This is a genomic window from Psychrobacter sp. T6-6 (genome assembly GCF_052258185.1).
Taxonomy (GTDB): Bacteria; Pseudomonadota; Gammaproteobacteria; order Pseudomonadales; family Moraxellaceae; genus Psychrobacter.
The window spans coordinates 162,672-177,447 of record NZ_JBQQEX010000005.1 but is presented as its reverse complement, the minus strand read 5'-3'; the positions used below and the strand labels follow the sequence as shown (position 1 = coordinate 177,447).

21 protein-coding genes are annotated in these 14,776 nt (G+C 40.8%); 11 read left to right on the top strand and 10 right to left on the bottom strand.

What is annotated here, in order from left to right:
- Nucleotides 1-10 precede the first annotated feature (10 nt).
- Entirely contained in the window at nucleotides 11-2,527 is a 2,517-nt protein-coding gene (locus ACTXGL_RS09950; RefSeq protein ID WP_443526613.1) for a S8 family peptidase, read from the top strand.
- A 22-nt stretch (nucleotides 2,528-2,549) separates the two neighbouring features.
- Here ACTXGL_RS09950 and ACTXGL_RS09945 read toward each other — a convergent pair whose 3' ends face one another.
- The 4 genes from ACTXGL_RS09945 to ACTXGL_RS09930 form a co-directional block, all read right to left on the bottom strand.
- A complete protein-coding gene (locus tag ACTXGL_RS09945) occupies nucleotides 2,550-2,741 on the bottom strand; it encodes a hypothetical protein (RefSeq protein ID WP_394213772.1) in 192 nt (63 codons plus the stop codon).
- Between the two features lie 104 nt (nucleotides 2,742-2,845).
- On the bottom strand, nucleotides 2,846-3,259 hold the full coding sequence (locus ACTXGL_RS09940) for a hypothetical protein (protein WP_443526612.1): 414 nt from the start codon (nucleotides 3,257-3,259) through the stop codon (nucleotides 2,846-2,848).
- 145 nt (nucleotides 3,260-3,404) lie between these two features.
- Nucleotides 3,405-4,073, bottom strand: coding sequence for a hypothetical protein (locus ACTXGL_RS09935; protein WP_443526610.1), 669 nt, complete (start codon nucleotides 4,071-4,073; stop codon nucleotides 3,405-3,407).
- The gene (locus ACTXGL_RS09930; RefSeq protein WP_443526609.1) at nucleotides 4,070-4,348 is read right to left on the bottom strand and encodes a hypothetical protein; all 279 of its coding nucleotides are present in this window, start codon (nucleotides 4,346-4,348) and stop codon (nucleotides 4,070-4,072) included. Before ACTXGL_RS09930 ends, ACTXGL_RS09935 begins: the two co-directional genes overlap by 4 nt.
- A 333-nt stretch (nucleotides 4,349-4,681) precedes the next feature.
- On the opposite strand from ACTXGL_RS09930, the gene ACTXGL_RS09925 reads away from it, so the two are divergent.
- Nucleotides 4,682-4,855 carry a YdcA family protein gene (locus ACTXGL_RS09925; protein ID WP_443526607.1) on the top strand — a complete coding sequence of 58 codons (174 nt, stop codon included), beginning with the start codon at nucleotides 4,682-4,684 and terminating at the stop codon, nucleotides 4,853-4,855.
- 67 nt (nucleotides 4,856-4,922) lie between these two features.
- On the opposite strand, the gene ACTXGL_RS09920 is transcribed toward ACTXGL_RS09925, so the two are convergent.
- From ACTXGL_RS09920 to ACTXGL_RS09895, 6 genes are all read right to left on the bottom strand, one after another.
- Nucleotides 4,923-5,834, bottom strand: a complete 912-nt coding sequence (locus ACTXGL_RS09920; protein ID WP_443526605.1) for a response regulator — start codon at nucleotides 5,832-5,834, stop codon at nucleotides 4,923-4,925.
- Complete coding sequence (locus tag ACTXGL_RS09915) at nucleotides 5,834-6,652, bottom strand: sensor histidine kinase (RefSeq protein WP_443526604.1); 819 nt, start codon at nucleotides 6,650-6,652, stop codon at nucleotides 5,834-5,836. Before ACTXGL_RS09915 ends, ACTXGL_RS09920 begins: the two co-directional genes overlap by 1 nt.
- Nucleotides 6,653-6,727: 75 nt before the next feature.
- Nucleotides 6,728-7,129 (bottom strand): hypothetical protein, encoded by a 402-nt coding sequence (locus ACTXGL_RS09910; RefSeq protein WP_443526603.1) that lies wholly within the window; start codon nucleotides 7,127-7,129, stop codon nucleotides 6,728-6,730.
- A complete protein-coding gene (locus ACTXGL_RS09905; RefSeq protein WP_443526602.1) occupies nucleotides 7,102-7,386 on the bottom strand; it encodes an excalibur calcium-binding domain-containing protein in 285 nt (94 codons plus the stop codon). Before ACTXGL_RS09905 ends, ACTXGL_RS09910 begins: the two co-directional genes overlap by 28 nt.
- Before the next feature lie 52 nt (nucleotides 7,387-7,438).
- Nucleotides 7,439-7,786, bottom strand: coding sequence for a hypothetical protein (locus tag ACTXGL_RS09900; RefSeq protein ID WP_443526601.1), 348 nt, complete (start codon nucleotides 7,784-7,786; stop codon nucleotides 7,439-7,441).
- A gap of 100 nt (nucleotides 7,787-7,886) precedes the next feature.
- Nucleotides 7,887-8,531 (bottom strand): LexA family protein, encoded by a 645-nt coding sequence (locus ACTXGL_RS09895; protein ID WP_443526599.1) that lies wholly within the window; start codon nucleotides 8,529-8,531, stop codon nucleotides 7,887-7,889.
- A gap of 106 nt (nucleotides 8,532-8,637) precedes the next feature.
- Here ACTXGL_RS09895 and ACTXGL_RS09890 point away from each other — a divergent pair, with 106 nt between their 5' ends.
- The 9 genes from ACTXGL_RS09890 (at nucleotide 8,638) to ACTXGL_RS09850 (ending at nucleotide 14,694) form a co-directional block, all read left to right on the top strand.
- Complete coding sequence (locus ACTXGL_RS09890; protein ID WP_443526597.1) at nucleotides 8,638-8,814, top strand: Cro/CI family transcriptional regulator; 177 nt, start codon at nucleotides 8,638-8,640, stop codon at nucleotides 8,812-8,814.
- Between the two features lie 65 nt (nucleotides 8,815-8,879).
- A complete protein-coding gene (locus tag ACTXGL_RS09885; RefSeq protein WP_443526595.1) occupies nucleotides 8,880-9,377 on the top strand; it encodes a phage regulatory CII family protein in 498 nt (165 codons plus the stop codon).
- Nucleotides 9,374-9,610: a hypothetical protein gene (locus ACTXGL_RS09880; RefSeq protein ID WP_443526594.1), complete on the top strand. Its 237-nt coding sequence runs from the start codon at nucleotides 9,374-9,376 to the stop codon at nucleotides 9,608-9,610. Before ACTXGL_RS09885 ends, ACTXGL_RS09880 begins: the two co-directional genes overlap by 4 nt.
- A 72-nt stretch (nucleotides 9,611-9,682) precedes the next feature.
- The gene (locus ACTXGL_RS09875; protein WP_443526592.1) at nucleotides 9,683-10,411 is read left to right on the top strand and encodes an antA/AntB antirepressor family protein; all 729 of its coding nucleotides are present in this window, start codon (nucleotides 9,683-9,685) and stop codon (nucleotides 10,409-10,411) included.
- Nucleotides 10,411-11,958, top strand: a complete 1,548-nt coding sequence (locus ACTXGL_RS09870; RefSeq protein ID WP_443526591.1) for a YdaU family protein — start codon at nucleotides 10,411-10,413, stop codon at nucleotides 11,956-11,958. The genes ACTXGL_RS09875 and ACTXGL_RS09870 overlap by 1 nt, the downstream gene beginning before the upstream one ends.
- Nucleotides 11,955-12,356 carry a hypothetical protein gene (locus ACTXGL_RS09865; protein ID WP_443526590.1) on the top strand — a complete coding sequence of 134 codons (402 nt, stop codon included), beginning with the start codon at nucleotides 11,955-11,957 and terminating at the stop codon, nucleotides 12,354-12,356. Before ACTXGL_RS09870 ends, ACTXGL_RS09865 begins: the two co-directional genes overlap by 4 nt.
- Nucleotides 12,357-12,396: 40 nt before the next feature.
- A complete protein-coding gene (locus ACTXGL_RS09860; RefSeq protein WP_443526588.1) occupies nucleotides 12,397-12,873 on the top strand; it encodes a DUF1064 domain-containing protein in 477 nt (158 codons plus the stop codon).
- 277 nt (nucleotides 12,874-13,150) lie between these two features.
- Nucleotides 13,151-13,753, top strand: coding sequence for a helix-turn-helix domain-containing protein (locus tag ACTXGL_RS09855; RefSeq protein ID WP_443526586.1), 603 nt, complete (start codon nucleotides 13,151-13,153; stop codon nucleotides 13,751-13,753).
- Nucleotides 13,750-14,694, top strand: coding sequence for a hypothetical protein (locus ACTXGL_RS09850; RefSeq protein WP_443526584.1), 945 nt, complete (start codon nucleotides 13,750-13,752; stop codon nucleotides 14,692-14,694). Before ACTXGL_RS09855 ends, ACTXGL_RS09850 begins: the two co-directional genes overlap by 4 nt.
- Nucleotides 14,695-14,776 lie beyond the last annotated feature (82 nt).

The window sequence follows — 14,776 nt, the reverse complement described above, 5'->3', positions numbered from 1 at the left end:
GAGTATCTGAATGATTAATAAAGCTCATCTATTTTACAATGCAAAAGAAACATATTCATATCATCCTCATGGAGGGGGTCCTAGATATCGTCTTCCTGCTAAAGATAGGACTAGACATGGCAATGAATTACTGACTCGATTGACAGAGTCCTTAAGAGTAATTGAAACAAAGGCAGCAATTGATAGGAGTGATACACAGACTCAGGTTCTTCCTTTGAGCAGTGATAAAGGTGTTTTTTTAAGTATTGTAAGCGACAAGAATGAAGAGCTTAGTGTCGACAAATTTGATAACAGGTATTTTGAACTCAAAACACTAAAATTAGAAGGTGATAGCCAAGTTCTAACGTTTTACACGACTCAAAAGAACCAAGAAAAATTCAGTAGAAGTATCCAAAAATTTATTAATGAGGATACTAAAAATGGGAATCCTAAAAATCTCCCAATGCTGAATAATATTTCCTTGATCAGAGCATCAACCTTAGAAGACCTCTGGACTGATGATTTATCTTTATTACCATCTGGATCAAATGATATTATCTGCTGTGAATTATGGATGACTTTTCGTAATGAAAGTATAAAAGAAGAATTTCAATTAGTACTCAACGACTACTTATACGAAAGTACGCCTTATATATCCTCACTTTCTTTGCCCACCGTTACAGTATTTAAAGTTGAATCTACAAGGGAAAGGCTTGAAAGTTTAATAGCTGATTACCCAAACGTAGTTGAATTAAGAAGATCGTCAGAGTCTCCTAATGTCTTTATTGACATGGATATGCCGTCCCAACATTTATTTACAGAGGATTTTAATCAACGTATAAATATGAACTGTAGTGAAGACCAAATATTCGTCAGCATACTTGATACTGGTGTTAACTATAATAACCGTCTGCTTAGTAAGGTATGCAATGCAAGCTATAGTACATCATGGGATCCAAACTGGGATGATTATAGTGACAGTTCAATTTCCCCACTACAGCATTATCATGGCTCTTTTCAGGCCGGTGTAGCTGCTTTTGGTGCAAATATTCTAGATGATTTAGTTGGTACACATGCAATAGAAGTTACTCATGAAATTGAGTCGGGAAGAATCTTGCCGCCTCGAGGAGTTAACCCTAAAAGGCTTTATGGTGACGTAATGCTAGGGACAATAAGCAACCTGGTAATTGAGAGGCCTAACAGTAAAAGAGTATATAGTCTAGCAGTTACAGATAATGAATGCGAATGTGAAGGGTATCCCACATCATGGTCTGCAGCTATAGATACTTTTTGCTATCAGAATTCAGAGCTATCTACTGATGTCTTTGTTGTCTCAGCAGGAAATGCTTCTAATGTTCAAAAGGACTATTGGACAAATGCAAGAACCGCTAAAATTCAGAACCCTGCTCAAGCATGGAATGCTATCACTGTAGGAAGTTGTACTAAGCTTTATAATGTCACCAATCTTGTTAACCCAACAATCTGTTCAGCATTAGGCGATATCAATCCTACAACATCAAGTTCTCATGATTGGGAATGGGATGGCTCCCCTTTCAAACCAGAAATACTGTGCGAAGGGGGGAATAGAATTATCGATAATGGTGTTATTGATTTTCACGAAGATTTAGCTCTGTTAACAGCTTCTGGTAAAACTCAAGGCAACGTATTTGGTTCACATACTGATACGAGCGCAGCTACTGCGGAAGCTTCGTACATGGCAGCAAAAATAACGGCTGCTTACCCTATGGCGACTGCTGAAACTATTCGAGGTCTGATAATTCATTCAGCTGAATGGTCTCAGCCTATTCTTGATGAGCTAAATAGATTAGCTCAGAGTCATCCTCAGAAGACTGTACTTAAGGAATATAAAAAAAATATACTTAGCGTATGTGGGTATGGGATACCCAATTTAGAAAAAGCGATTAATAGTAAAAATAATAGGTTGAGTCTGATTATTGAGTCCTCTATAAAGCCAGTCGATGATAATAGTTTTAATCTTAACGAATTCAATATTCATGACCTGCCATGGCCAAAGCAAGTTCTCAGCCAATTGCCTTTAGACTCTACAGTAAAAATGACAATTACTTTGTCTTATTTTATTGAACCCAATCCGCGAGTATCAAATATAAAAAGCAAATATGTTTATAGATCTCATGGACTTTCTTTTAATCTGTGTAAACCTGGGCAACCAAGACAAGATTTCATTGAAAGTAATAACAGAAGTGATCGAAGAAGTGAAAACTATACCGAGCATAAATTTGATCATGGTTGGTTCTTTGGGAACTCATTACAGGGCAACGGGTGCATACACAAAGATTACTGGGAAGGAACTGCAGCTGATCTTGCAGAGACTTCTACGATCGTAGTCAAGCCTGTAACAGGGTGGTGGAAACTTAATAAAGACAAAGAAAGATGCTCCAAATCAGTAAATTATTCGTTATTAGTGACACTTGAGGTAGATGATAATGATATTGATATTTATTCTGAAGTTGAAAATAAAATAAATACTCACGTAGGCAATGTAGTACCAATCCAAGTAAGTATATAAGTTGTTCATTTAAATGACGCAATTAGGCGTCATTTTTGTCTTTGTTGGTATCGTTTACTAGCGCATCGATCTTAACCTTTAACCATTTATTGGGCCGTCCTTCAAGATCAGGTGGCGGTAAAAATCCGGCATCACGCTTGCGATGAATGGTTGTATTAGATTCCCAGCCAAATATTTCTTTGATGTCGCCTGTGGTGTAATACCTACCTATCATTTCAATCTCCTTTGTCTTCAATACTCTTACAATCAATTATCCCAACTGAAGAAAGGCTTACATGTCGCTTCTTCAAGTCATGCGGTATAACAATTAGCTATTCTTTATCCGTAACTGGTCGCTCTAGCCTTGCATTCTTCAAAGTGTGTGTGGGCCCAACTGATCGCTGCGCTCTCAAGATTCCCAATATCATCAGCATAAAACCATTTAGTCTGACACAATCCCCAATCGCTAAAGCAAACACTACCATCAGATGAAAAGTTATGAGGGGTAGGGGTGGCAAATTGTGCGAGGTAACCAACTTTATCGTTACGCTGCAGCTCTTCAGCAATACAGTCATCACCTTCTATATCATTAGGTAGTTGAAGTAAGTTACAAACGTCACTACAACCAAGTATAGCGTCTGTTAAGTCTTTGCTAAGCGTGTCGGCTAAGCACATATAGATAGGTATCATTTTTTCACAGCGTACATTCGCAGTGTAAGTTTCATCTATTGATTTTCTTCTACTATGATTCATGATTAACTCCTAATACCTATTTTCAGTCTTTATCTTATCGTTACTAAGCGGTTTGTATCATTAGTTATTGGATTATTTTTTCTTTACATTGAGAGCAGAGATGCACCTTTGATAAAAGAGATTGAGATAGGTATTTACTAACTCTCTAAGCTCTATCACGTTGAAGTTCGCGGTGGTTATACCGAGATTTGCCAAACTCTTTACGATCATTTTGATTTGCTGCCCAAGACATGCCACCAATCGGTCTACTGTTTCTGCCAGCCATGTATTTTTTCTTAGCAACATCAAACTGCTTATTTAGACGTTTGGCCAGGCATGGGTTATCAGCTAAGTTGAGGCTAAGAATACGTAATGAGTCACCGATTAGACGGTACTCGATTGTATTTTGGCCATTAGCTAAAAGAGAGATAGTATCTCTAGATACGAATATCTTGTCGCCTATTTTTAATTTATGCTTGCCACCGCTATCAGCGATAGCGACAACTGCATCAGTCCACATACCAAACTGTTTACCGTCTCTGCCTTCAGAGACGTCTTTAGTAAATAGGTGAGCATATGATGATATAAAGCTACGCATTGAACCTGTCAGTTTTTTGGCCAACGCATCATTGACAGTGGCAGTCTGCCAGCGGCCAGCGATGAATTCATGTATATTACTGCGATCAAGCTCTATCTCATATGGAGCAATGCGCCTAACTTTGCATGCATAGAACGCGTGATTATCATCAGCATCCGATGTGATCACCTGAGCCCCAAACGTACCATCAGGAAATTTACGCACTGAGTTTAGGTTTAGTTTGATGTGTAAGTTCATTGGCTGCCTCCAGTAGCATATAAGCGCATTTCAGCTAGTTTTTGATTGGCGTAAGCGTTCTGCTTTCTGAACTCTATTAATTCAGGACTATCACTTGAGCTCATGCGCGGCTCAAGCGTTGATGTCGCTACGTCTTGTTCAGCTTGGTTGAGCAGGTAGCTGTTGCAGCCAGTGATGTTGCCAACCATGGCGAGAGACATACCTACCGCCAGTCCTGCAGCGATATGTGCACCGCCTGACTTTATCTGGTTGAGTAGTGCTAGATGTTGTGCCATAATCTGTTCACTCTTTGTTGAGTTAAAAGCCCTGCGTTCTTGGTCGGATGTTCAGGGCTTTTTATTGTCTAAAATTTGGTGCCACTAGATAATTATGACTAGTTCTCTCCGTCGCCATGTACTTAAGGTAACTTAACTTACTTTTTATGTCAAGAAAGAAAGTAATTTTTATTACTTTAATATATACAAGCACAGAAAAGCCCCGCTCAAGGCGGGCTACAGAATCATAATTAATTATTTATAAAAACGAACATAAGTAAGATAATAGTTGCCAATAGAATAGAGCAGTGATACATTCTAAACTTACGTTATCTACCTACTGAGGCTATTTCTATGAAGCTATTTTCAGCGCTTTTCGTATCTATATTAATGATGGCGCCAGTAGTACAGGCGAATGCTCAGAACTATCCTTGTTCTAAGAGTATGGGCGGTGTATCGCATTGCAAAGATGGTAGGTTTGTTTGTAAGAATGGCAAGATTAGCCAGTCTAAGAAAGTTTGTAGCTAGGTTCGGATTGGTTGAAAGGCAATAACAAACCCACCAGATGGTGGGTTTTATAGGTCAGAGACTCATATTAATTATCTTTTACCTGCTCATCTATAAAAGACTTGAATGTCTCCAACCTATCAATGGAGGCAATCAGTCTTTCAAAGTGAAGGTTAGTAAGAAATACAATTTTTTTATCCTTGCCAGACTCTCTTACTGCCTCTATATATGCAGTGCTCGTGAAATTACCTGTAGTAGCAATAATTCCAAATTCAGATAAGCTGGCTGTATTTTCAAGCTTGTTTTTGAATACGATAAACATATTCTTGTCTACATTAGTTACTGGCATATTCTTACATTCTATAAGAAAATATTTGCCAAATTTTTCCAAGAACTTATCATCAATATCATTTCTGATAATTAGATCAACTTCGTTTCTCGATTTATCGATATTACGTTTTATGATTTTATCAAAACCTATATTGTTAAAGAGTAGGCTAACAAAGTTCTCAAATTTCACGCCTTTCTGATAGTTATGTTCGGTATTCTTACATTCTGCATAGCTCTCTAATAAAGCATTTTGGATGCTATCATTAGAAGCAAATAACTTATCGTGATAGGTTTCAATAGAGTTTTTTACTTGCTCCGCAAACTCAGTAAAGCTGGTTTTATCTACTGTATCAATAACCTTTCCCGATAAAAGCAAGGGCTTTAACGCTTGATAGAATTCAGCTGTAAAAGCAGAGGTAATTAGAATTTTGGCAAATGAATTAGTTTCTATAATTTTATTGGCTATTTTTACACCATCAATTTCATAATCATCCATGCGTAGATCTAAAACAACAAGCGAGTAGTATGCATTATCAACTTTTTCAATAATATCAGCTTCTTCGTGAGCTTTAATAGTATGATAGTCAGAAGGCAAGTTAGCACCTAGATACCTACTAAGGTTATCAACTTGGTCTTTTTCATCATCTATGATTAATATCGTTTTTTTCACTACTTTTCATCCTTAATTAAAGGCAAAGTTATTACAAAGCATTTTTTTAGGTTTTCATAGGGTAAGTCTTGATAAGTAATAGAGCCATTGTACATTTCACATAAATAGCGGGCATGGTAAAGACCAATACCAGAACCGCCAGTTGTAGAGAAACCGAACTCAAATAGTCTTTTCCTAGTGCTATCGCTTATATCAGAGCCGTTATCAAAGACTCTTATGGTCAGACTACTATCATCTTTGGTGGCTTGCAATACAATTTTTCTATCATTATTGGTCGACTTTAGAGCCTTTGTGGCATTCATTATTAAATTATTGAGCAACTGCAGCATAGACGTGAATGGTATTTGGAATACAATGCTCTGATCAATCTCATTGTCGATCATAAAATCTATATCAAATTCTGCAAAGGAATCTCTATTTAGTATTGCGATAGCTTGTATCAGCTCATCTAAATCACAAGTATTAGCATCGTTATGCACCACTAATTTTGAAAAATTATCCAGAGTTTCGCGCATTAAGTTGATATTTAATTTTATTGATTGTAGCTGCTCTTTTCCAATATCTTCAGCACTATAGGTGCTAACAATACCATCGATAGAATGTATGTAGTTTTTTAAATCATGTCTGGCAAAGTTACTTAACAGTGAGATCTGTAAAGCGTGACTTTCACATATTGCATCAATATTCTTACCATGCCCATCAATTCTGTCCTGCAGCTGATCGATTTGCTCTTGTTGACGATCAGCCTTTTGCTGTGCAGTTGGAAAAGGCATATTAGTTACTTTTTTTCTTGTCTTTCTGTGCTTATTTTTAGGCATTTATTTTCCCCAGAAATCTCAAATCAGCTATAAGTAGCTTAAATATTACTTTTAATTGATCTGCTCTTATGTTGTTTAACTTACCCGCTGCTCATCACACGCCTTCGACCCAACCTCTCTAGCCTCACTCAAGTCAGCCCCCTTCTTAATGCTATAAGGCACGTTTGGGATCATGCCGTCTTTCTTCAGAGATTCTACAGCTGCCTTGTTAAGTGGTGTGCCAATAGAATAGTCTTCGATATAGCCGAAAGGTTGAAAATATACCTCAATGCCAAAATCTGGATAATAGACACATGATATCTCGCCATCTGCAGTGAACGGATAGGGCGTATCATGATCAGCGGGCCAGAATGCTTCGTGCACTGTGACACCACCAGAAACAAATTGACTAGCGTAACTATCATCTTGAGTAGGAGAGCATGCAGCTACTGATAGAGCTGTTGAAATGACTAACCACCTGGACATATTGACTCGCATGGTACTCCGTCTTTGTCTCTATCTAGTCGTTTGTTACCACACTCCAGTGCCTGCTTAGCTTGCTCACAATTAGCCATTTGGCCGCAGGTACTAGGTAAGCCTTTGCATTGAGCACCACCAGATCCTTTAGCGAATAGAGGATGATCCACTTCGATAGATTCCTTCAGAACTGTATTGCTTTGAAATGGATTGTCTATTGTAGTGACAGCGGCATTGGGCGACAGGGAAAAAATAGAGAGTGCTGTAGCTAGTATCATTTTTTTCATAGATGAAGTTCTCTTCTGTGAATTATTCAGGTATTAAATATATCTAATCGAAAAATCGTTTTTTGGGAAGACCAATTTCATCTCTGATGTCGATTATCGCTGATCCTAAATTATTTCGATCGGGATAGTTCAAGCTCAAATACTCTTTAATTTCCGCTTTCACCTCATTTGCTTTGTTCTCAATCTCAGTTTTAAGTTCGTACTCTAAATCGTAAATCATATCTCTAGTCGCTTCATCGCGTTGGTCGGCATCGACCATGCTACTACACATCGATTTAATGCTTTTAGAGTTGCTGCCAGCTGTATAACCTACAAACAATGTATAAAGAATCAAAAGTATAGGGTTGTTATCGAGAAGAATAGTAACACCCCAAAGTATTGCTAATCCCAATCAAACGCCTCACGATACACACACCAACCTAATGGCATTTTGTCGACTATTGTAGCGTATTTAATAAAGTGGTATATCCAATAATATTCGAATGGCTTCACTATTTTCTCAATACCTGATTCCGCTGAACTGCTACGCCACAAATTGAAAAAGGAGTAAAGCGACTATCAATAATAGGAAAGTCTGGATTCGAAGGAATTAGTTGAGAATATTCCTCACCAGTAGCTTCGTCAAAACCACGAGGACGCCATTTTTTAAAAGTTACGGCTTTCTCATCTTTACGTAAAGCAATAACATAGTCAGCAGGGTTTGGCTGAATGTCTGGATCAATCAGCACTAGCTCCCCAGATTCAAAATCAGGCTCCATGCTATTGCCTTCCAGTCTTATCCAATACACGTTGACGCCAGCGTTACCTATAACTGGCTCAGATTCGTCTGATATTGCATCGTCATGATATTCGCAAAAAGATCCTGCTTGGACAAAGTTCAATACTGGCGCACGCCTAATTGGTTTTTCTTGGATCTTTTTAAAGTTATCACCATTGCCTGTGCCATGAGTTAAATACTCAACACTGCAACCAAAGTAGTTAGCCATTGCTTGAAGATGCGCAAGTTTTGGTGGATTTTCATCATCCTCCCAATTCTTTATTGATGTCTTCGAGACACCTATTTTTGTACCAAGTGCATCACGTGCAAGCTTTTTTTCTTTTCTCAGTTTTAATATTCGCTGTCCCAAAGTATCCATATTTTTTCCTTTCTTATAGGTAAGTTATCTTACCACTTGATAAGGTAAGTTTTCTATGCTTTAATAGGTAACTTAACTTACTTTATCAACAACCGAGGTAACTATTGTGACTAAAGATGACGCGCTCAAAATTGCTGACGGCTCTGTCAATGAACTTGCTCGTATGCTTGGCATTAAACATTCTGCTGTTTCTCAATGGAACGATGAAAAAATTCCTGAACTGCGTAAATATCAAATCGAAGAAATTATTCAGAGACAAGAGCAGCAACTAGAACCAGCCTAACCCTATATTAAAAGATACAAAAATATAGGGCTCAACAAAACGTTTTTATAGACAGGTGCAACACGATGGACGCAATAGACGCAGCACACAAGACAGTGCACAACACTCAGCATGGCGGATCAACCGCAATTGCCGCACGCATGGGTATGTCTAGCAATGTACTGAACAGCAAAGTTAATCCTAATTGCGATACTCACCATCTGAGACTAGATGAAGCACTCGCTATTATGGAGTTCACTGGTGATCACAGCATCATACAAGCCATGGCCCATCGTCTAGGTGGCGTGTACTGCGAAGTCAGTAGCGCTACCAAAAAAGATGATCTCATCATGACTGCACTGTCCGCGTCTGCCTGCCAAGGCGATGTTATGACTGAGCTGCACCAAGCACTTGAAGACGGCCAGATCAGCTGTGATCAACGCGTCGCACTAAAGGCGAAGATTCAAACAGCATTGTCTGAACTGCAAGCCCTTGGTCAGCACGTTGACGAAAAGCACGCCAGCGACAACCCGCACATCGTTGCACGCTGGGGAGCTGAAAAAGTAAAGGATGGTAACCAGTGAAGCCTCTTTCTCAGATGAGTTTCGAAGACAAAGACTTTTTATGGATGCAGGCATATATCGAAGCATTGCAACAAAAGCGAGAAAACGAACAAAAACATCGTGACCAAATGACGCTGATCAATCAAAAAGAAAGCCAAGCCAAAAAGATTGCCGATGCGTTCGTTTACGCCACATTTCTTTCAGGCTTTGTTGCTTGCATCCTCTTGATCATTATCTTCAGATTTGTGCAATAAAAAACCCCAATCAGTCGCACCTGATCGGGGTTTTGCGTCTTACATAAAACTTAATACAAAGGAGATTATGCCATGAAGCTACCAAAGCTACAACAACACAAAGAGCTGAAGCATGTCGTAGATGCCAAAGAGCTTTATCGGTCATTGGGGCTCAATACAGCTCATTGGGCCAAATGGCATGCACGCAATATAGACAGTAATGCGTTTGCCATCAAAGGGACCGATTACCAAGGGTTCACCCAATGGGTGAACGGCAACAAAACGCAAAATTATCTACTTTCTATCGAATTTGCAAAAAAGCTGGCCATGCAGGTTAAGACTGAAATGGGCGAGCGAGTTAGAAACTATTTTTTAGAGTGTGAGCGGCGCATGTCACCCTCAATCACACAGCAGCCGGCAGTCGCATTGCCTCAGAACTATATCGAAGCATTAGAAGCCCACTTGCAAGCTGTAAAAGAGAAAACAGCATTAGAGCATCAACTACAGATTAGCCAACCAAAAATTGATTTTCATGACACCGTTGCCGCAAGCAGTGTCCTTGTCACGATATCTGATGTGGCCAAAAAACTAAATATGTCGGCTCAAGCGCTAAATGTGAAATTGATTGACCTTGGTGTGTATGACAAGCGGCGGTTACCAAAGAAAGTATTTAACCATTGGTTTCTTCAGAAAAGCTATGGACAGATGAAGCTGACCAATCAAGGCCGCGATCGTAATCTGATCACCCAAGCAGGCCAGATTTACATCATTGACTTAATATCAGAGCAAATGAAGCTGGTAAGCGGGAAGGAGGCAGTGTAATGCACTATATCGCACACAACTTTAGCGACTGGGATAGCAGCACGCTACACATGACGCGCACTGAGCGCAGTATCTATTTTGACTTGCGATCACTGTATCTATTGCAGGAACAGCCTATTGATGGCGGCGATATGGCACTGCTACAGCGTCGTGTACGTGCCACCAATGATGAAGAAAAAGCAGCGCTAACTTTTGTCCTCAAAGATAAGTTCAAGAAGGCTGGCAAGTTATATAAGTGTTCAGAATGGGACAAGATCATTAGTAGCTATCACTACAAAGCCATATCAGGTGCGACCAAAGAAATGATCAAGCGGTTATCAGATGCTGGCGAGACTGTCGCCGCCAATGCGGGCGTAACTAATATTCGCGTTGCCTATATTGAAAAGTTTGGCCATGACGAACACACACGAATCACGAACAGAGCGAACGCCAAAGCGAACGAGGGCGAACGCCATCACGAACGGACGAACGCAAAAGCGAACGCTATCACGAACGATGACGAACATCAGGACGAACGCGAAAGCGAACAACTAAGTGCACGTGAGCGAAGCAAACGCGAACGCAAATATATGGTTGAAAAGCTTAAAACTGCTGGCGAGTCTGTCACGCTAAAGACAGCTATAGCAACGCTTAGAGCTTTATACGGTAAACATTTTAACGGTGACGCATTAACAGACATGCAAGAAGACGAACGGACGAACGCGAAAGCGAACGCCAATATAAATAATGACGAACGAATGGGCGAACAGCAAAGCGAACGAGCGAACGAAATCACGAACAGAGCGAACGAGCAAAATTCATCACATAACCAAGAACCAGAAACCACTAACCATAAACCATCAACCAATAACCAAGTGAGTGAGGGCAAACACACAAGCCCGGTGACTGTTAGTGATTCTTTTGAGGACAGTTTTGAGCTGACTCAGCAAACAGAAGAAGACATGAGGCTGGCAGAGCAAAAGCGCTTAAATGCTCAGGTACCAGTCCAAGCTGAACAGATACGTAGTCAGCATTCGGGTGACATTGAGAACTGGCAAGCGCCCAGCTACAAAGAAATGCAAGACATGCTATTGATGGCTGGTAAGCAAATGAGCTTCACAGGTACAGAATACACGATACACATCGACGACTTTAAAGCCCATCATGCCGAGCAGGCAATCAAGGGTAAACCGCTAGTCACTGAATCAAATCGTAAAGCCAAATTGCGCAAATGGTTAATGGATGAAATCAATAAACAGTCGATAACTCAAGCACGTCAGGAAAAGGCCAAAGGCCGCTTTACCACAGATAACGAAGACTGGACCGGTACCACTGCCAAAAACGCTTCAGACTTTGATAGTGATTTGCCTCCTATTTACCATCCAAGCCATGAGACTGCTAAGGCCAATGACGACATGCCACTATTTTTAAATGGATGTAAGCGTATGCCTTTGCCTGGTATGACCAATCTTGAGACTGAGGCTTATGTAGACAGATATGTTCAACCTGGTGAAGCTCGAGTAACAGCTTATGACAGGTTGTTGGAAGATATGAAAGAGGCAGTATGAGCACATCGGACCACAAGCTATCTATGAACCAGGCAGAAAAAATAGAAGTAGGGCGCGGCGCTTGGAAGTTTGAGCGCTGGCTAGACAAGCAAAAGACAGAGAAAGAGCTGGCTGATATTGAATATAAAAAGAATCATCCAGACCGCTATTTTGTTGCTTTTGTAAAAGTAAGCTTGCCACGCGCAACATTGCCAGAACACTTATGGCCAACAGTAATTAACGACACATTGTTGTTTGAGCAGCCAGAGCCGCTAACTTTTGAAGACATCATACGTGTGGCTAATAAAGCATGGATTCTTGCAGATAGGGTTGAGCTGACCAACTTTTATGAAATGAATGCCAGTGACTTTGCTGCGTTTGTTAGTGATGAGGCTGGCTGGGCGGTAATAGAAGAATGAAAGGGCATAAAAACTAACGACAAACCAATTAGAGGAGAATATGGTTTTGGCTAAAAAACGCGGTATCAGCTGGAAAGATATAGCTTCTACCAGTGTGGGTAAGATCAATGCGCACAAAGTATCTGAGCTATGGACAACCAAGCCAGGGACCAAAAAAAGTAAGTATGGCAACGTGAAGACAATCGTTGATGGTATTAAGTTTCATAGCAAAGGTGAAAGTGAGCGTTATATCTTTTTAAAGCTCAAAGAGCGCGCCGGTAGGATTAAAGACTTACGCTTACAAGTGCCTTATGAGCTCATTCCCAAAAGCAGAAACGAGGCTGGCAAGGCAATTAGAGCGGTGACCTATAAAGCCGATTTTGTTTATATCGATACCAGGACCGACTGTGAAGTGGTAGAAGATTTTAAGGGCACGCGTACGCAGGATTACATCAATAAAAGTAAGCACATGAAAGAAAAATACGGTATCGAAATATACGAAACTGATCGGACCCATCTAAAGGACGGTAGGTTGTGAGGAGGTTGATACTAACCTTGCAATTAAGGTCCATGTAAAAAAACTTGATGAGAATTAGACAATAAAAAGCGCCAATGTTGGAAGCATTGACGCTTTTGAGTACATAGTTTGTTCTGAGTAGCTAAGCATCTTAATTATATGAACATTGCCAGTATTTTGCAACTTATGACGCTCAGGGGGAACAGTGGCTAAACGATCAGGATATACAAGGCGTGATATTAAAAACATTAATGTCACGATAGGACTAAATTTAGCAGCGGCGCGGCGTAACGCCGGTATGTCTCAAACTGAGGTCATGCAAGCTGTGTGGGGTGTCTCGAACAACCGAAATCGTATTAGTGAGATTGAGAACGGCAAAAAAGATTTAACGCTTATTGACCTTCTTATCTTTCAGGACCTTTACGGCCAATCATTAGATTATATATGTGGTCTATCGACAGAACCTGAAATCGATATGTTGGCGGGTACCGTGAATCACGTTGTTAACCAATCACACGCACTTATTGAAATGTTAACAGGCAATGTGGCTGACGTGATCGTTAGTCATGTGAAGTCGATCTGTAAAAATGACCATGCCGCGCTATTAGATGCTTCCAAACGTCTATGTAGTATCGTCAGAGAGGATCATAAGGCCGATAGCGCCAGCGTTGAGGCAGTCGTGGCCGCTAGTACTGTGATGCGTGTTGTCAGGTCAATAGAGGTGAAACAGGCACGGCAAGCGCAAGCTATTGATACGCAAATGATGCAGATTACTGAGCGTGTTGATCGTGAAGACCGCCACCGTTTGCTAAAGGATCGTGACCGTCACTACCAGTACAGCATACCGCTACCTAAACCATCTATGATAGAAGATGACATGGTTTTGGGGGTTGCGCCATGAGTGATCAGTATTCAAAAGACGAGATATGGGCGGCGGCCAAACTGATATGGGAACACACACCTCAAATCACCGATCGAGAATTACTGGATCAGCTACAAACGACCTATGGAAGCAGTGCACCAAAGTCTAGCGGTTCGGTAAGCAAAAGGCGAAAAAAGGAAGCATGGACGAAGCAAAGCCTTGTTAAATCGCCTAAAAACAGCCTCAAAATAGAGGAGGAGGACGCAGGAAGCAAGCAATCTAGGAAGCAGGAATCGGAAAATAATACTTTGATTCCTTCAAAAACTAGTAAAGCACAAAACACTCATTTAGAGAGGGAAGCGGAAGCAACAGGAAGCAGGATTAGCGAAATAGCCGACAATGTAGTGATCGATGCTAAAGGTCGTGCTGCTATTATTGCTAAGACTAGACGTAGGTTTACCAATTTAGGCGATCTTTTCGAGCAAGCATTAGGCATAACGCTAAGCATACCTGATCTTGCCGAGGAAGCGGCAAGGGTAGAATGTGAAGCGCTGGCAGGTGAGTACGGCGCTAATTTTGAGATAGGCGAGAACGATAAAAAGGGACCGATAGCCGAGGTTGAAGCCGCGTCACAGAACCTACAGAGAGCCATGGTGCTAAGCAAGTCCTTAACTGAGACTACAACCAGCTTGGCTATGGCGCTTAAGACCATATCAGAAGTTGAAATGCCGTTATGCGGTATCACAGCGGACGACTTCAAACAATCAGATCAAGACCGCCGCCGAGGGGCATTGGCCGCATTGGGTGATATTGATCAAAAAGAGCGCGAAGCACGCGAACGTTTGCAGCCTGAATTGCACGAACGTTTACAGCGCATTAAAAACGCGGAGGCAAGCGCCGATTTTGGCCTTGATGACGAGGGCAACGAGTGCAGCGCCGACGATGATATCGATGATATCGATTATACGAGCGTTGATTAATGCTGGCACGCCAGCTTAAGTCGATTACAGACGTTAAAAAGCCGCTTAACAGAAATATCAAGCGGCTACCAATTAATAAGGT

Coding starts and splice junctions, on each gene's coding strand:
- ACTXGL_RS09940 (WP_443526612.1), bottom strand. CDS start 3,259: ATGAATCATAGTAGAAGAAAATCAATAGATGAAACTTACACTGCGAAT.
- ACTXGL_RS09855 (WP_443526586.1), top strand. CDS start 13,151: ATGTCTCAAACTGAGGTCATGCAAGCTGTGTGGGGTGTCTCGAACAAC.
- ACTXGL_RS09935 (WP_443526610.1), bottom strand. CDS start 4,073: ATGAACTTACACATCAAACTAAACCTAAACTCAGTGCGTAAATTTCCT.
- ACTXGL_RS09875 (WP_443526592.1), top strand. CDS start 9,683: ATGAAGCTACCAAAGCTACAACAACACAAAGAGCTGAAGCATGTCGTA.
- ACTXGL_RS09910 (WP_443526603.1), bottom strand. CDS start 7,129: ATGCGAGTCAATATGTCCAGGTGGTTAGTCATTTCAACAGCTCTATCA.
- ACTXGL_RS09950 (WP_443526613.1), top strand. CDS start 11: ATGATTAATAAAGCTCATCTATTTTACAATGCAAAAGAAACATATTCA.
- ACTXGL_RS09870 (WP_443526591.1), top strand. CDS start 10,411: ATGCACTATATCGCACACAACTTTAGCGACTGGGATAGCAGCACGCTA.
- ACTXGL_RS09885 (WP_443526595.1), top strand. CDS start 8,880: ATGGACGCAATAGACGCAGCACACAAGACAGTGCACAACACTCAGCAT.
- ACTXGL_RS09895 (WP_443526599.1), bottom strand. CDS start 8,531: ATGGATACTTTGGGACAGCGAATATTAAAACTGAGAAAAGAAAAAAAG.
- ACTXGL_RS09925 (WP_443526607.1), top strand. CDS start 4,682: ATGAAGCTATTTTCAGCGCTTTTCGTATCTATATTAATGATGGCGCCA.
- ACTXGL_RS09945 (WP_394213772.1), bottom strand. CDS start 2,741: ATGATAGGTAGGTATTACACCACAGGCGACATCAAAGAAATATTTGGC.
- ACTXGL_RS09915 (WP_443526604.1), bottom strand. CDS start 6,652: ATGCCTAAAAATAAGCACAGAAAGACAAGAAAAAAAGTAACTAATATG.
- ACTXGL_RS09850 (WP_443526584.1), top strand. CDS start 13,750: ATGAGTGATCAGTATTCAAAAGACGAGATATGGGCGGCGGCCAAACTG.
- ACTXGL_RS09865 (WP_443526590.1), top strand. CDS start 11,955: ATGAGCACATCGGACCACAAGCTATCTATGAACCAGGCAGAAAAAATA.
- ACTXGL_RS09860 (WP_443526588.1), top strand. CDS start 12,397: ATGGTTTTGGCTAAAAAACGCGGTATCAGCTGGAAAGATATAGCTTCT.
- ACTXGL_RS09905 (WP_443526602.1), bottom strand. CDS start 7,386: ATGATACTAGCTACAGCACTCTCTATTTTTTCCCTGTCGCCCAATGCC.
- ACTXGL_RS09930 (WP_443526609.1), bottom strand. CDS start 4,348: ATGGCACAACATCTAGCACTACTCAACCAGATAAAGTCAGGCGGTGCA.